At 67.3% G+C, this 14,572-nt stretch carries 14 protein-coding genes; 8 read left to right on the top strand and 6 right to left on the bottom strand.

All coding sequences use genetic code 11. From position 1 onward, the window contains the following. Positions 1-137: 137 nt before the first annotated feature. The 3 genes from PJ259_RS00070 to PJ259_RS00060 are packed head-to-tail and all read right to left on the bottom strand — an operon-like array spanning position 138 to position 3,873. Complete coding sequence (locus tag PJ259_RS00070; protein WP_271654288.1) at positions 138-2,363, bottom strand: xanthine dehydrogenase family protein molybdopterin-binding subunit; 2,226 nt, start codon at positions 2,361-2,363, stop codon at positions 138-140. Next, entirely contained in the window at positions 2,360-3,346 is a 987-nt protein-coding gene (locus tag PJ259_RS00065) for an FAD binding domain-containing protein (RefSeq protein WP_271654287.1), read from the bottom strand. The genes PJ259_RS00070 and PJ259_RS00065 overlap by 4 nt, the downstream gene beginning before the upstream one ends. Continuing rightward, positions 3,343-3,873 (bottom strand): (2Fe-2S)-binding protein, encoded by a 531-nt coding sequence (locus tag PJ259_RS00060; RefSeq protein WP_059314142.1) that lies wholly within the window; start codon positions 3,871-3,873, stop codon positions 3,343-3,345. The genes PJ259_RS00065 and PJ259_RS00060 overlap by 4 nt, the downstream gene beginning before the upstream one ends. 316 nt (positions 3,874-4,189) lie before the next feature. On the opposite strand from PJ259_RS00060, the gene paoA reads away from it, so the two are divergent. The 3 genes from paoA to PJ259_RS00045 are packed head-to-tail and all read left to right on the top strand — an operon-like array spanning position 4,190 to position 8,068. Next, a complete protein-coding gene (gene paoA / locus PJ259_RS00055) occupies positions 4,190-4,858 on the top strand; it encodes an aldehyde dehydrogenase iron-sulfur subunit PaoA (RefSeq protein ID WP_271654286.1) in 669 nt (222 codons plus the stop codon). Beyond that, a complete protein-coding gene (locus PJ259_RS00050) occupies positions 4,855-5,835 on the top strand; it encodes an FAD binding domain-containing protein (protein WP_271654285.1) in 981 nt (326 codons plus the stop codon). Before paoA ends, PJ259_RS00050 begins: the two co-directional genes overlap by 4 nt. Positions 5,836-5,845: 10 nt before the next feature. Continuing rightward, positions 5,846-8,068, top strand: a complete 2,223-nt coding sequence (locus tag PJ259_RS00045) for a xanthine dehydrogenase family protein molybdopterin-binding subunit (RefSeq protein ID WP_271654284.1) — start codon at positions 5,846-5,848, stop codon at positions 8,066-8,068. A 16-nt stretch (positions 8,069-8,084) separates the two neighbouring features. Here the strand turns inward: PJ259_RS00045 and PJ259_RS00040 are convergent, their stop codons facing one another. Both PJ259_RS00040 and PJ259_RS00035 read right to left on the bottom strand, forming a co-directional pair. Continuing rightward, positions 8,085-8,981 (bottom strand): DMT family transporter, encoded by an 897-nt coding sequence (locus tag PJ259_RS00040; protein WP_271654283.1) that lies wholly within the window; start codon positions 8,979-8,981, stop codon positions 8,085-8,087. 22 nt (positions 8,982-9,003) lie between these two features. After that, positions 9,004-9,906, bottom strand: coding sequence for a DMT family transporter (locus PJ259_RS00035; protein WP_271654282.1), 903 nt, complete (start codon positions 9,904-9,906; stop codon positions 9,004-9,006). Between the two features lie 103 nt (positions 9,907-10,009). Between PJ259_RS00035 and PJ259_RS00030 the strand changes: the two genes are divergently transcribed. The 5 genes from PJ259_RS00030 to PJ259_RS00010 all read left to right on the top strand — a co-directional run bounded on the left by PJ259_RS00030 (position 10,010) and on the right by PJ259_RS00010 (position 13,002). Next, positions 10,010-10,966, top strand: a complete 957-nt coding sequence (locus PJ259_RS00030) for a LysR substrate-binding domain-containing protein (protein ID WP_271654281.1) — start codon at positions 10,010-10,012, stop codon at positions 10,964-10,966. A 54-nt stretch (positions 10,967-11,020) separates the two neighbouring features. Beyond that, positions 11,021-11,401, top strand: coding sequence for a lysozyme inhibitor LprI family protein (locus tag PJ259_RS00025; RefSeq protein ID WP_271654280.1), 381 nt, complete (start codon positions 11,021-11,023; stop codon positions 11,399-11,401). A 70-nt stretch (positions 11,402-11,471) separates the two neighbouring features. Beyond that, positions 11,472-12,128: a DUF2726 domain-containing protein gene (locus tag PJ259_RS00020; protein WP_271654279.1), complete on the top strand. Its 657-nt coding sequence runs from the start codon at positions 11,472-11,474 to the stop codon at positions 12,126-12,128. A 15-nt stretch (positions 12,129-12,143) separates the two neighbouring features. Then, positions 12,144-12,476 (top strand): hypothetical protein, encoded by a 333-nt coding sequence (locus tag PJ259_RS00015; RefSeq protein WP_271654278.1) that lies wholly within the window; start codon positions 12,144-12,146, stop codon positions 12,474-12,476. A 52-nt stretch (positions 12,477-12,528) separates the two neighbouring features. Then, complete coding sequence (locus tag PJ259_RS00010) at positions 12,529-13,002, top strand: GNAT family N-acetyltransferase (protein WP_271654277.1); 474 nt, start codon at positions 12,529-12,531, stop codon at positions 13,000-13,002. Positions 13,003-13,504: 502 nt separating this feature from the next. Here the strand turns inward: PJ259_RS00010 and PJ259_RS00005 are convergent. Continuing rightward, the gene (locus tag PJ259_RS00005; RefSeq protein WP_271654276.1) at positions 13,505-14,521 is read right to left on the bottom strand and encodes a LacI family DNA-binding transcriptional regulator; all 1,017 of its coding nucleotides are present in this window, start codon (positions 14,519-14,521) and stop codon (positions 13,505-13,507) included. Positions 14,522-14,572 lie beyond the last annotated feature (51 nt).

Genomic DNA, 14,572 nt, shown 5'->3' with positions numbered 1-14,572 from the left:
CTTCGCTGCGCTCAGCGCCAACCTACGGTAGCCTCACCGTAGGTTGGGTTGAGACGGCTCCGTCGTTGAAGCCCAACGCCGCGGACTCGACCGCAAAGCGTCGGGCTTCGTCATGCTCCACCCCTCTACAGCAGAGCCTAGTGCAGCAGCTCGTCGGCGAAGACCTTGTCCAGGGTGATGGGCAGATCCCGCACCCGCTTGCCGGTGGCGTGGAAGATGGCGTTAGCGATGGCCGGCGCTACGCCGACGATGCCGATCTCGCCGATGCCCTTGGCGCCCAGCGGATTGACGATCTCGTCGTGTTCCTCGACGAAGATCACGTCCAGCTGATGAACATCGGCCTGCACCGGGAAGTGGTACTCGGCGAGGCTGTGATTCATCCAGCGGCCTTCGGTGGTGTCCATCATCCCCTCTTCCTGCAGGCCCATGCCAATGCCCCAGACGATGCCACCGGCTACTTGGTTCTCGCCGGTCTTGAGGTTGAGGATACGGCCTGCGGCTACGGCCGTGACCACGCGGCTGACCTGAACGCTGCCGAAGTCCTCGTCCACCTTGACCTCGACGAACACCGCCGAGTGGGTACCGGTGGCGTAGTTGTCGCGCTCTTCTGCCGGCTCAGCGCTGGCCAGGGTTTCCATGGACGCCGAACCGGACGCCTTGAGGATGGCGGTGAAGTCGACGCGCTGGGCAGGATCGGTCTTGAGGCTGATGCCGCCGTCGGCGAATACCACCTGCTCCAGTTCGGCCTTGGCCAGCGGCGAGTCGTCCATCTCCTTGGCCGCATCCAGCAGTTGCTGGCGCAGCTGGTCGCAGGCCAATTTCACGGCGGTGCCTACCGAAGACACGGTAAAGGAACCGCCTTCGAGGGGGGCCTTGGGCAGGGTTGAATCGCCCAGCTTGAAGGTCACCTTGTCCAGCGGCAGACCGAGGTTCTCGGCAGCGATCTGGGTCATCACCGTATAGGTGCCGGTGCCAATGTCGGCCGTGGCACTGGCCACTACCAGGCTGCCGTCGATGTTCATCACCGCCTTGGCCGTGGCCGGTTGCTGCATGGCCTCCCAGACCCCGGTCGCCATGCCCCAGCCAACCAGTTTATTGCCATCGCGCATGGAACGTGGCGCCATGCTGCGCTGCTCCCAGCCGAAACGCTCGGCGGCCTGGCGATAGCATTCCAGCAGTTCCTTGCTGGAGTAGGGTTTGTCCTTGGCCGGATCGACATCGGTGAAGTTGCGAATACGCAGCTCCAGCGGATCGATGTCGGCGGCATAGGCCAGTTCGTCCATGGCACTTTCCAGCGCATAGACGCCCAGCACCGCGCCGGGGGCGCGCATGTCCAGCGGTGTGTAGACGTCCAGCGCAGCCAGCTGGTAGGCCAGCTTGACGTTGGGGCAGGCATAGAGCGACGCCGACCAGACCAGCACCATCTCGGTGAAGTCTTCGAAGCGCGAGGTGATGCCCAGGGCGCTGTGGTCGATGGCCTGCAGCTTGCCGTCGCTGTCGCAGGCCAGCTTGACCTGCTGATAGGTCTCAGGGCGATAGCCGAAGGTGAACATCTGCTGGCGCGTCAGGGTGACCCGTACCGAGCGCTTGAGCTGCAAGGCGGCCATGGTCGCCAGGACCAGCTGGTACTGCGGACGCAGGCCGGAGCCGAAGGCGCCGCCGACGAAGGGCGAGATGACCTTCACGTCGCCTTCGCCCAGACCGAAGATGCTGCTGACGAACTGGGCGCTGTTCTGCACGCCCTGGGTCTTGTCGTGCACCGTCAGCTTGCCGTCCTTATGGTAGATGACCGTCGAGGCGTGCATCTCCATGGGGTTATGGAATTCCGCCGCGGAGTGGTATTCGGCTTCGATACGAGTGGGCGCCGCGGCCCAGGCTGCCGGGGCGTTACCACGATTTTCCGGCAATTCCATGGGCGCTTCGTGGGCCTGATCGCGGGCCTGGGCCAGGTCGGTGGCGTGCTCCTCTTCGCTGTATTGGGCACGGATCAGCGAGGCGGCGTGGCGCGCGGCCTCGAAGGTGTCAGCCACTACCAACGCGATGGGCTGGCCACTGTAGAGGATGCGGTCGTTGTACAACGGCCGAAAGGGCTTGCCATCGGCCGCGTCCATGTCGGTGTAGCTTTCGTCATAGCTGGCCATCTTGGGACGATTGAGGTGGCTGAGCACCTCGACGACACCCGGCTGCGCCAGGGCTTCGCTGACATCCAGATCGAGCAAACGCCCCTTGGTGATGGTCGCGTTGACCACGAAGCCAAAGGCCAGATCCGGCACGCTGAATTCGCCGGCATAGAGTGCCTGACCGGTGACCTTGAGCGGACCATCGACGCGGGGAACGGCTTTTTGCAGATGGACGACGGTCATTGCAGGGTACCTCCGGCGGCTTCGGTAAGGGCGCGGACGATGGCGCGCCGGGCCAGTTCGATCTTGAAGCTGTTGTGGGCGAAGCCTTCGGCGCCTTGCAGCAGGCGATCGGCTAGTTGACCGAAGGCTGCCTTGTCCGCTATCTGGCCAACCAGAGCCTGCTCGGCCTCCGGCAGGCGCCAGGGCTTATGGGCCACGCCACCCAGGGCGACACGCACCTGCTTGATGCGCTCGCCGTCCAGCTCCAAGGCTGCCGCCACCGAGACCAGGGCGAAGGCATAGGAGGCGCGGTCGCGAATCTTCAGGTAGGCGCTGTGGGCAGCCAGGCTTTCCGCCGGCAGGGTCACGGCGGTAATGAGTTCGTCGGCCTCAAGGTTGGTGTCGCGCTCCGGGGTGTCGCCGGGCAGGCGGTGGAAATCGGCGAAGTCGATGACGCGATCACCCTGGGGCCCGCTTACCTCGACCTTGGCCTGTAGGGCGGCCAGGGCCACGCACATGTCCGAGGGGTGAGTGGCGATGCACTGCTCGCTGTGGCCCAGGATGGCATGGATGCGATTCTGCCCCTCGCGGGCGCCGCAGCCGGAGCCCGGCTCGCGCTTGTTGCAGGGCGTGCCTACGTCATAGAAGTAGTAGCAGCGGGTGCGCTGCAAGAGGTTGCCACCGGTGGAGGCCATGTTGCGCAGCTGCGGTGAGGCGCCGGCGAGGATGGCCTTGGCCAGCAGTGGGTAACGACGCTGCACCTCGGGGTGGTAGGCCACCTCGGCATTCTTGACCAGGGCGCCGATGCGCAGGCCACCTTCGGGAGTCGCCTCGACCTCACGCAAGGGCAGGCCGTTGACGTCGATCAGCTGCGTGGGACGCTCGACGTTTTCCTTCATCAGGTCCAGCAGGTTGGTACCCCCGGCGATGAAATGGGTCTGGGGCCCATGCTGGCGGATGGCGTCGGGCACGGCGTTGGGCTTGGCATAACCGAAGCGGTTCATTCGCGGCCCTCCCCTTGCTGGCAGGCCGGGCGCGCTCGTTCGATGGCGGCGCGGATGTTGCGATAGGCGCCGCAACGGCAGAGGTTACCGCTCATCTGCTCGGCTACCTCGGCCTCACTCTGGGCATGGCCTTCCTTGAGCATGCCGATGGCCGAACAGATCTGGCCAGGGGTGCAATAGCCACATTGGAAGGCGTCTTCGGCGACGAAGGCCTCCTGCATGGGGTGCAGCTGGTCGCCCTGGGCCAAGCCTTCGATGGTGGTGACCTCGGCGCCATCCTGCATGACCGCCAGGGCCAGGCAGCTATTGATGCGGGTACCGTTGACCAGCACCGTGCAGGCGCCGCATTGGCCGTGATCGCAGCCCTTCTTGGTGCCGGTCAGGTCGAGGTGATCGCGCAGGAGATCGAGCAGGGTGGTCCAGGGCTCGACGGCCAGCTGCAACTGCTTGCCGTTGAGGGTCAGGGCGATGGTATGGGACTCGGGTTCGGCCAGGGGCTGAACCTGGCGCGCGGGGGTGGCGTTCATGGCGGACCTCACGGTTAAAGCCGCGGGGTGCAGGTGCCCCCGTGGTCGGAATAGGTGGTGGCAGCGAAAGGCCACCTCAGGTAAGGGACCGACGCCGACCGGAAGCGGTTCAGCACCCCTGCCCAGTGGTATTCAACGTGACGTTGAGGTCTGCTCAGCGAAGCGGTCCGAGGCGCCAGCCAGAGCCCTTTTTTGCCGCCTGGACACATCGGGTATGGCGACCTTGTCCGATGGTGCGCCAGCGCCCTGAACCCCCTTGGCGGCACGGTAGTCATCAGAACTCCCGTGATATGCCCCCAATGATGAGAATCCAACCATGGCTTCCGACTCCGATGCTCGCTGGCGCCTGTCGCGGCGCCAGTTCCTCGGCACCTCCGCGGTGCTGGTGGCGACCAGCGCCATTCCCGGCTACACCTTTGCCCAGGCCAGCGGTGGCGCGCCCCTGACACCCCAGGCCATCGCCGCCCGCCTGCCGCAGCTGCTGCCGCTGACGCTGCAGATCAATGGCGAGGCGCGCCGGCTCAAGGTCGACAGCCGCACCACCCTGCTCGATGCCCTGCGCGAGAACCTGCACCTCACCGGCACCAAGAAAGGCTGCGATCATGGCCAGTGCGGCGCCTGCACGGTGCTGGTGAACGGTCAGCGTATCAACAGCTGCCTGAGCCTGGCCGCCATGCATGAAGGCGACGCCATCACCACCATCGAGGGCCTGGGCAATGCCGAGCGCCTGCATCCCATGCAAGCCGCCTTCCTGGCCAAGGACGGCTTCCAGTGCGGCTATTGCACGCCTGGGCAGATCTGCTCGGCGGTGGCCTTGCTCGACGAGGTCAAGGCCGGCATGCCCAGCCACGTCTCGGCGCGCCTCGATGGCCCCATGCGGCTGAGCGAGGAAGAGATCCGCGAGCGCATGAATGGCAACCTCTGTCGCTGCAGCGCCTATCCCAACATCGTCGCGGCCATCCAGATGGCGGGGGGCCAGGCATGAGAGTCTTCGACTATCGGCGTGTCCAGAACGAGGCCGACGCCAGCCGCCAGGGCGTCCAGGCCGGCAGCCGCTTCATCGCCGGGGGCACCAATCTGCTGGACCTGATGAAGCTGGAGATCGAGACGCCCAGCCAGGTGCTGGACATCAATCGCCTGGCGCTGGATCAGATCCGCACCACCAAGGACGGCGGCCTGCGCATCGGTACCTTGGTGCGCAATTCCACCCTGGCTGCCGATGCGCGGGTACGGGAGCGCTATCCGGTGCTGTCGCGCGCCCTGCTGGCCGGCGCCTCGGCGCAGCTACGCAACAAGGCCACCACCGGTGGCAATCTGCTGCAGCGCACTCGTTGCTCCTATTTCTACAACACTGCGATGCCCTGCAATAAACGCCAGCCCGGCAGTGGCTGTGCGGCCCTGGGCGGCTTCAATCGGATGAACGCGGTGCTCGGCGCCAGCGACCAGTGCATCGCCGTGCACCCCTCCGACATGGCGGTGGCCATGCGCGTACTGGACGCCACGGTGGAAACCCGCGAGGCCAATGGCCGCACCCGCCACATCCCCCTCGCCGACTTCCATCGCCTGCCCGGTGACACCCCGCAGATCGAAACGGTGCTGCAACCCGGCGAACTCATCACCGCCGTGACCCTGCCACCGCCACCGCCCGGCATCCAGGTCTATCGCAAGGTGCGCGACCGTGCCTCCTATGCCTTCGCCCTGGTGTCCATGGCGGCCATCGTCGAGTTCGATGGCACGCGCATCCGCAACGGTCGCGCCGCCTTCGGCGGTCTGGCACACAAACCCTGGCGCGTGGCGGCGGCCGATCAGGCCTTTGCCGGCCAGGCGGCGGACGGTGACCTGGCCGCGGTGGGCGATGCCCTGCTCGCCGGCGCCCGTGGCTATGGCCACAACGACTTCAAACTCGAGCTGACCCGCCGCGTCCTGCGCGCTGGCGTGGCCGATGCCCGTCAACAGGCCTGAGGACAGCAGCATGGAAATGAACGAACCCGTTGGCCGCAACCTGATCGACGAGAATCGCAGCGGCCTGATCGGCAAGCCCATCGATCGCGTCGACGGCCTGCTCAAGGTCACCGGCCAGGCGCCCTACAGCTTCGAGTTCCGCAATGATCGCGTGGCCTATGGCTTTATCGTCGGGGCCACCATCGCCAAGGGCCGCATCGCTCGACTGGACACCTCCGCCGCCGAAAGCGCGCCGGGCGTGCTCAGCGTCCTGACCTACCGCAACGCCCCGCGCCAGGCGGCTCGCGAGCCAGACAACAACAGCCGCTTCAGCCGGCCCAAGCCCTACCTGGACAGCGATCAGGTGCGTTACTTCGGCGAACCGGTGGCCTTCGTGGTGGCCGAGACCTTCGAGGAGGCACGCCTGGCGGCGGCCCTGGTGGAGATCGACTACGCCGCCGAACCGGGCGCCTTCGATCTGACCGCCAACCTCGGCCAGGCGGTGAAGCCACCGGATGGCGACCAGCCCACCGACACCGCCTCGGGCGATGTCGACGCCGCCTTCGCCCGGGCACCGGTCAAGCTCGACGAGCGCTATACCACGCCCTACCACATCCATGCGCAGATGGAGCCCCACGCCAGCCTCGCCCAGTGGGACGGCGACCGCGTCACCATCTACTGCTCCACCCAGTTCGTCGAGCAGGCGCAAAGTTGCGTGGCCAATACCTTGCAACTGCCCAAGGAGAACGTCCGCATCGTGGCGCGCTACATCGGCGGCGGTTTCGGCGGCAAGCTGCCGATCTATGCCGATGCCCTGATCGGCGCCATGGCCGCCCGGGCTATCGGTCGACCGGTCAAGGTCACCCTCACCCGCCAGCAGATGTTCCAGATCACCGACCACCGTTCGGCCACCGTGCAGCGGATCCGCCTGGGCGCCGACCGCGATGGCCGTCTTCTGGCCATGGCCCACGAGGGCTGGTCCCACTCGGCCCGCGGCCTCACCTACTACGAACCCACGGGGCTGTCCTCGCGCACCCTCTATGCCGGCGACGATCGCCTGGTGGCGCACCGCATGGTCGAACTGGACCTGCCCGAATCCGGCTCCTGCCGCGCGCCCGGCGAAGCCGTGGGCATGCTCGCCAGCGAGAGCGCCATGGACGAGTTGGCCGCGATGCTCGATCTCGATCCCATCGAATTGCGCCTGCGCAACGAACCCAGCCAGGACCCGGAAAAGCACATCCCCTTCTCCGCCCGCAAGCTGGTGGACTGCATGCAGGACGGTGCCCGCCGCTTTGGCTGGAACAGGCGCAATCCCAGGCCCGGCCAGATGCGCGACGGTGACTGGCTGGTCGGGATGGGCATGGCTGCGGCCAGCCGTGCCAACATGCTCAGGCCCTCCCAGGCCGGCGTGCGGTTGGAAGCCGATGGCACGGCCACGGTCAAGACATCCATGACCGACATCGGCACCGGGACCTACACCATCCTGGCGCAGATCGCCGGCGAGTCCCTCGGACTGCCGGTGGAGCGGGTCAAGGTCCTGCTGGGAGACAGCGACGACCCCGCGGGCGCCGGCTCCGGTGGCTCCTTTGGCGCGGCCAGTTCCGGCTCCTCGGTGTATGTCGCCTGCGAGAATCTGCGCCTGAAGGCCGCGGCGGCCGCCGGCCTGGATCCGGCCAGTGCCCGCTTCGTCGGTGGCCGGCTGATCGCCGACAACGGCAGTCGCGACCTTGCCGAACTGGCGCGGGAACACGATCTCCAGGCCATCGGCGAGATCAAGCCGGGGCAGACCCTCAAGGACTATTCCCAACAGGCCTACGGCGCCTTCTTCGCTGAAGTCGGGGTACACGCCATCACCGGCGAGATCCGTCTGCGGCGCATGCTCGGGGTGTTCGCCGCCGGCCGCATCCTCAACGAGAAGACCGCCCACTCGCAGATGCTGGGCGGCATGATCTGGGGCGTTGGCAGCGCGCTGCACGAAGAGGGGGTGATCGATACCCGCCATGGCCACTTCGTCAACCACGACTTGGCCGACTACCACTACCCCTGTCATCTGGACATCCCCGCCATCGAGGCCCACTTCCTGCCGGAGCTGGACGCAAAGGCCAATCCGCTGAAGATCAAGGGCGTGGGTGAGCTGGGCATCTGCGGTGCCGGCGCATCCCTTGCCAATGCCGTCTACAACGCCTGCGGGGTGCGCATCCGCGACTATCCGCTGACGGTGGACAAGGTGCTGGCCGGACTCAAGACGGTCTAGCGGCCGGCGGCGCGGTTCAGCGCGCCGCCTTGCTTCCCGCCCGGGTCGCCAGGAGCACTCCGCCAATGGCGATCACCATGGCGACCCAGGCCAGCGGCGGCAGGGTTTCGCCGAGCAGCAGCCAGGCGGTCAGGGCCGCGCCCGGCGGGACGCAGAAGAACAGGGCGCTGACCCGTGCCGCCTCGCCAGCGCGGATCATCCACACCAGCAGGCTGATGGCCAGCAGCGAATTGGCCAGCACCAGATAGGCCAGGGCGCCGATGAAGGCGGGCGCCCAGTACACCGGGGTGTGCTCGAACAGCAGCGCCAGAGGTGCGCAGCAGAGCAGCCCGACACTGTACTGCACCAGGTTATTGGTGACCGGATGCTGGGCGACACCCAGGCGTTTCTCGTAGAGCACCGCGCTGGTCATGCCCAGCAAGGCGCCTACCGCCAGGCAGATGCCGGAAAGGGTTTCCACGGCGACGCTGGCACGCGCCAGGATCACTCCGATCGCGCCCAGCAGGCCCAGGGCGAGGCCCAGCCACTGCAGCGGCGCCACCCGCTCGCCCACCAGCAAGGGCGCGCCCAAGGCGACCAGGATCGGCTGCAGCGACGCCACCATGGCGACCACGTTGGCCGAGGCGCCCATCACCAGGGCACCGTAGCTCATGCCGAAATAGACCCCCTGGATCAGAAAGCCCACGACCGCCAGATTCGCCCACTCCCGGCGCGTGCGCGGCAAGGGCGGACGCAGGATCAGAAAGGCGACCAACAGCACGCTGAACGCCAACCCATAACGCATCGCCAGGAGGGTGAAGGGCGGTGCATAGGCCAGGCCCACCTTGGAGACGGCGAAACCGGCGGACCACAGGGCCAGGAACACCAGCGGGATGAGGCGCAACAGCCAGGGGTGGGTGGAGGTAGCAGGCATCGGATTCTCGGGACCAGGCGAGTCAGCGGGGGGCCGTTCGCGAGCGGGAAGGATAGCTGACGATCAGCAGACCGCAGAGCACCAGGGCCGCACCGACGAGAAAACCTGCCCCGAGTGTCTCGCCCAGCAGCCAGACCCCCATCAGCACGCCGAACAGGGGCGTCAGCAGGGTCAGCACCCCCAGCGGGGCAGCGCGATAGCGACTGAGCAGCACGAACCAGCCCAGCAGACTGATGCCGGCGACGATGAACACCTGGAACGCCAGACTTGACCAGGCCAGGGAGTCGAGCCCCGCCAGGTTCAGCCGCTTGCCCAGTGGCAGGGCCAGCACCAGCAGCACGACTCCAGTCACCCCAAGCTGATAGAACAGGGTGCGCAAGGGCGGCGCCTCGGCCAGAGCGCTGCGGCGGATCAGCACCGTGGTAGCTCCCCAGCAGGCGCCACCGACCAGGCCGATCAGATCGCCTTGCCAGCTCGCCCCACCGCTCGGCTGGCCGATCAGGAAGGCGCAGACCACGCCGATACCCGCCAGGACGACGCCCAACCACTGACGCAACGACAGTCGCTCGCCCGGTACCAGCCAGTGCAGGCCACAGGCGGCGAACAGCGGCGCCGTGTAGATGAACACCACCATGTGCGCGGCGCTGGTGTAGTTCAGGCCCACCGCCATGCACAGGAACTCCATGGCGAACAACGAACCGGCGAGCAGGCCGGGAACCAGGGTCTGGTCCCGGCCCAGACAGCGGATGCCGCGCCAGCGTGCCAGGCCATAGAGCAACCCGGCCGCCAGCAGCGAGCGCCAGCCGATCTGCAGCAACGGGTCGACCTGTTCGGCGATGGCCTTGATCGCCGTCTGTTGCAGGCCCCAGACCAGGCAAAGCACCAGCATCACCAGCACGGCGGAGAGATCGAGCTCCTTGCGCATGAGCGTCGCTCCACGAATAAGTGAGCCTGAATGGTGAAGGCGGCTGAACAGGTCAGACAAACGATGTTTAATGGGCGTCAGGCTCAGGAAAACTAAGGCTGTCATGACCATCGCCCTCCCCCTCAATGCCCTGCGTGCCTTCGCGGCGGCTGCCCGGCATGAGCATTTCGCCAGGGCGGCAGCCGAGCTGCATGTCACCGCCGGGGCCATCAGTCGGCAGATCCGCCTCCTGGAGGACGAACTGGGGCAGACCCTGTTCGAACGCCTGCCCCAGGGGGTACGACTCACCGAGCCGGGTCGGAACCTGGCCGCGGAGATCGCACCCCACCTCGACGGCCTGACACGCGCCGTCGCCCGGGCACGGGTCAAGAGCAGCGTTCTGACCGTCAGTGCGCCACCCACCTTCGGCCAGGAATGGCTGCTGCCGCGCCTGGAAGACTTCCAGCGCCGGCATCCGGATATCGAGGTCTTCCTCGATGCTTCGTCCGCTATCGTGCCGCTGGGCACCGAGGGAGGTGCCCAGGCGGCGATCCGCTATGGCCGTGGCGACTGGCAGGATGGCGAGGTCCGCCTGCTGCTGCGCGAGTGGATCTTTCCGGTCTGCAGTCCCGCGCTGATCCCAGCGCCCCTGACGGACCCCGCCGCGCTACTGGACTATCCCCTGCTGCACGCCGAATGGCCCGGTGGTTGGCGGTCGGGTCGCCCTAGCAGCCGCTTCAACGCCTGGCAGGACTGGTTCACCAGCCAGGCCGTCAGCCTTGGCGGCAATCTGCGCGGACCACGCTATTCGCTCAGCGGCATGGCCCTGCAACAGGCGGCCGCCGGCAAGGGCGTGGCGCTCGGCGGCTGTGTGCTGGCCCAGCGACTGCTGGCCAGTGGCGCCCTGGTGCGGCCGCTGCCGGACCGATTCAATCAGCTGTCGCCCCAGGCCTACTTCCTGGTACTGCCCCGGGGTACGGTGGACGCGCCGGTGCAGCGCTGGGTGACCTGGCTGCTGGAGCAGATCCGCGCCTTCCGTGACACCCAGGGCGAGCAGCCGGAAACCAACGGCGCCTGGTGAGCGGCTCGCGCTTGCGGCAGTCTAGGGGGACTGCCTCCTGGATAACTGTCCTTCATGCCTGTCTCCCGCCTGCTCTTGCTCCTGCTCGCACTCCCGCTTACCCGCGTGGCGTTCGCCGCCGAACCCGCACCCGTCGCCTGCGATCGTCAGGGGAGCGAGGCCCAGTTGGCCGCCTGCGCAGCCGACGACCTGGCGGCGGCCGAGGCCCGTCTGGCTGACGTCTATGGTCGGCGGCTGGCAGCCACCTCACCCACGCAACGACCTGCCTTCGAACGCCTGCAGCAGCTCTGGCAGGCCGACCGGGCACCCCGCTGCACGACCGCCACCCGCGGTTTCAGTGGCCCCATGCAGCAGCTGCAGTATCTGAGCTGTCTGAAGTCCGTGACCCTGCTGCGCCTGGACGATCTGCAACGGCAACTGCCGCGACGCGACTGACGTTTCGTCGCCGCCGCTGCTGTCCGGCGCCAGGACTCACTATCATGGCGCCCCGCTGTTGGAGTTCGAGATGTACGAGCGTTATCTGCCCCTGCTGGTCCTGGCCGGACTGCTGCTGTTGGGGGCATCCTGGTGGTGGCAGCGTCGGCGCCAGGCCGCCTTTCCCTATCGCCAGGTCGAAGCCCTCTTCACCCCCGCCGAAAAGGCCTTTCTCGCCGTGCTCGACGAAGCCGTGGGCGATGACTACCGGGTGTTCGGCAAGGTCCGCATCGCCGATGTGGTCCAGACCCTGCCGCTGCGCGACCGGCGCCGCTACCTGGTCGCGCAGAACCGCATCAACTGCAAGCACTTCGACTTCGCCATCTGCCGCCGCGACGACCTCGCCGTGCACGCCGTGGTCGAGCTCAATGACCGTTCGCACCTGCAGCGCCATCGCCAGCAGCGTGACCGCTTCGTCCGCGCGGTATGCGAGGCCGCCCAGTTGCGCCTGGTGGAGATTCCGGCGGCGGCGCGCTATTCGGCCAGTGTCGTGCGCGATGCCGTCTTCGGGGGCCGTCGCCCACGCGCCCGGGCGGCTGCCCCGAGCCAGGCGCTGGCGCCGGAATGCCCCGAATGCCAGGCGCCCATGGTTCGCCGCCGCGCCCGCAGCGGTCGCCACCAGGGCCGGGAATTCTGGGCCTGCTCGAACTATCCGGACTGCCGCGCCCTGCTCGACATCGACGACTGACCAGAGACCCTGCCCATGAGCTACCCCACCACCCCGGACGGACGCTACTTCGTGGTCCGGGGTCGACTCTGGCGCTGTACCGATCCCAGCCTGCCGGCTGAACGCCGTGAGACGCTGACCCACCAGCTGATGGATGCCCGCCGCCAAGTGGGTACCGCCAAGCGCCAGGGCGACGACGCGGCCCTGCGTCAGGCCCGTGCGGCGGTGGACGAGGCCAAGCGGGCCCTGGGCGAGCGCGGTCCGGTCTGGTGGACCGATGGCGCTCCCGATTACAACCGCCGGATGGCGAAGAACACGCCTTATGCCGACTGGTATCAGCAGCTGCCGGCCGAGCCGGATATTTCCTGACCCGTCCGGGCGGCGTAAGGTGAACAGCTGACTCTTTCTATGAGCATCGCTCTTGCGTATCCGTCCTGCCTTCGTTACCGACCTGGCCGCCATCTGCACCCTGGCCGAACAACTCGCCGAGCAGCATCACCAGCAGGCCCCGGCGACCTTTGCCCGGCCCTCCGGTGGTTGGCGCGACCAGGATTACTGGGCCGCCCAGCTGGAGCCCGAGGATGGCGTCCTGTTCGTCGCCGAGGCAGAGGACACCCTGGTGGGTTTCGTCACCGCACGGCTGTCCGATACCGGTTCGATTTCCTTTCTGCAGCCTCTCATCCTCTGCCGCATCGGCACTCTGGTGGTCGCCACCAGCCACCAGCGCCAGGGAGTGGGGGCGCGGCTGCTGGAAGCCGTGGAAGCCTGGGCCCGGGACAACGGCGTCGACGAGCTGCGGCTGGAAGTCATGGAGTTCAACCGTGACGCCCAGGCCTTCTATGCCCGGCAGGACTTCCAGGGCCAGTCGCGGATACTGGCCAAGTCGTTGCGGTAGGAGTCGGCGCCAGCGCATCGCGGCCATGAGCCGCTCCTACGGTCAAGGCGAGGCGGTAGGATCGTGAGTGGCCAGGCCCCGTAGGTTGGCGCTGAGCGTAGCGAAGCCCAACATGGCCGGATCGAGACTCTGCCGTTGGGCTTCGACGATGGAGCCGTCTCAACCCAACCTACGTCGCGTGGCCAGCACGGGCACCGTAGGTTGGCGCCGAGCGCAGCGAAGCCCAACATGGCCGGATCGAGACTCTGCCGTTGGGCTTCGACGATGGAGCCGTCTCAACCCAACCTACGTCGCGTGGCCAGCACGGGCACCGTAGGTTGGCGCCGAGCGCAGCGAAGCCCAACATGGCCGGATCGAGACTCTGCCGTTGGGCTTCGACGATGGAGCCGTCTCAACCCAACCTACGTCGCGTGGCAAACACGGATGCCGTAGGTTGGCGCTGAGCGCAGCGAAGCCCAACGTTACTGGATCGAAGCCCCCCATGAGCCTTCGACGATGGTCCCTACACACTCTCCCGGCTCACCAGTTCGAACCCCAGGTCCACACAGGTCGCCTGGCTGCGGCCATCGAGCAGTCCCAGCAACAGGGTCGCCGCCTGGCGCCCTACCGCGGCGCGCGGGGTCTGGATGGAGGACAGCCGGGGCACCGTGTGCGCCGAGCCGGGCAGGTCGTTGAAGCCCAGCACCGAGATCCGCTCGGGAATGGCGATGCCCAGACGCTGCGCCTCGAACAGGGCGCCCTGGGCCAGGTCGTCATTGCAGAAGAACAGGCCGTCGACATCCGGTCGCTGCGCCAGCAGGTCACGGAATTGCCGGGCGCCTAATCCCACGGACGACGGCTGCGGATCCAATACGTCCAGGTCCGGGTCGTAGCACCCCGCTTCGCGCAGCACCTCGCGAAAACCTTCGCCCCGCGCCAGGGCCCGGGGATCGAGCTGCGCGGCTACGTAGCCCAGGCGCGTACGCCCCGCCGCCAGCAGATGCCGCGCGGCTGCCGCACCGGCCGCGTGTTGGGAGAAGCCGACGCTGGGTGTCGCGCCGGCCGGATCCAGCTCCATCATGTGTACCCGTGGCACCCCACTGGCCGCCAGCAGCTGGCGGGCGGCATCGGTGCGGTCGAAGCCGGTCAGCAGCAGACCCCTGGGCTGATAGGCCAGGTAGTTGCGGATCAGCTTTTCCTCTTCCGCGGGATCGTAGTGATAGTTGCCGATCAGCACCTCCAGGCCGCGCGGATGCAGGACCTCGTGAATGGCCTCCAGCGGTTCGATGAACAGGTGGTTGGACAGCGACGGCACCAGCACCACCACCGAATGCCCCTGGGCCGAGGCCAGGGCACGGGCGGCCGGATTGGTGACATAACCAAGGCGCGCGGCCGCCTCCTGCACGCGGGTAACCAGCTCGGGCGCCACGGTGGCGACCCCGCGCAAGACACGGGAAGCGGTGATGGGAGAAACGCCGGCCTGCAGCGCCACCTCGGTGAGGGTGGGCCGACCGGAACTACGAGAACCCGTTCGATTCATTGTTGTGGTTTCAGGCTTGTCAGAGACGGAGAACGCGCCTAAGGTAGCGCT

Origin of the sequence: Pseudomonas sp. JBR1 (assembly GCF_028198185.1) — a bacterium.
In the GTDB taxonomy this organism is placed as follows: Bacteria; Pseudomonadota; Gammaproteobacteria; order Pseudomonadales; family Pseudomonadaceae; genus Chryseomonas; species Chryseomonas oryzihabitans_E.
Note: the sequence above shows the minus strand (reverse complement) of the source record. Positions and strands in the feature narration are given on the sequence as shown.

Coding starts and splice junctions, on each gene's coding strand:
- PJ259_RS00070 (WP_271654288.1), bottom strand. CDS start 2,363: ATGACCGTCGTCCATCTGCAAAAAGCCGTTCCCCGCGTCGATGGTCCG.
- PJ259_RS00065 (WP_271654287.1), bottom strand. CDS start 3,346: ATGAACCGCTTCGGTTATGCCAAGCCCAACGCCGTGCCCGACGCCATC.
- PJ259_RS00060 (WP_059314142.1), bottom strand. CDS start 3,873: ATGAACGCCACCCCCGCGCGCCAGGTTCAGCCCCTGGCCGAACCCGAG.
- paoA (WP_271654286.1), top strand. CDS start 4,190: ATGGCTTCCGACTCCGATGCTCGCTGGCGCCTGTCGCGGCGCCAGTTC.
- PJ259_RS00050 (WP_271654285.1), top strand. CDS start 4,855: ATGAGAGTCTTCGACTATCGGCGTGTCCAGAACGAGGCCGACGCCAGC.
- PJ259_RS00045 (WP_271654284.1), top strand. CDS start 5,846: ATGGAAATGAACGAACCCGTTGGCCGCAACCTGATCGACGAGAATCGC.
- PJ259_RS00040 (WP_271654283.1), bottom strand. CDS start 8,981: ATGCCTGCTACCTCCACCCACCCCTGGCTGTTGCGCCTCATCCCGCTG.
- PJ259_RS00035 (WP_271654282.1), bottom strand. CDS start 9,906: ATGCGCAAGGAGCTCGATCTCTCCGCCGTGCTGGTGATGCTGGTGCTT.
- PJ259_RS00030 (WP_271654281.1), top strand. CDS start 10,010: ATGACCATCGCCCTCCCCCTCAATGCCCTGCGTGCCTTCGCGGCGGCT.
- PJ259_RS00025 (WP_271654280.1), top strand. CDS start 11,021: ATGCCTGTCTCCCGCCTGCTCTTGCTCCTGCTCGCACTCCCGCTTACC.
- PJ259_RS00020 (WP_271654279.1), top strand. CDS start 11,472: ATGTACGAGCGTTATCTGCCCCTGCTGGTCCTGGCCGGACTGCTGCTG.
- PJ259_RS00015 (WP_271654278.1), top strand. CDS start 12,144: ATGAGCTACCCCACCACCCCGGACGGACGCTACTTCGTGGTCCGGGGT.
- PJ259_RS00005 (WP_271654276.1), bottom strand. CDS start 14,521: ATGAATCGAACGGGTTCTCGTAGTTCCGGTCGGCCCACCCTCACCGAG.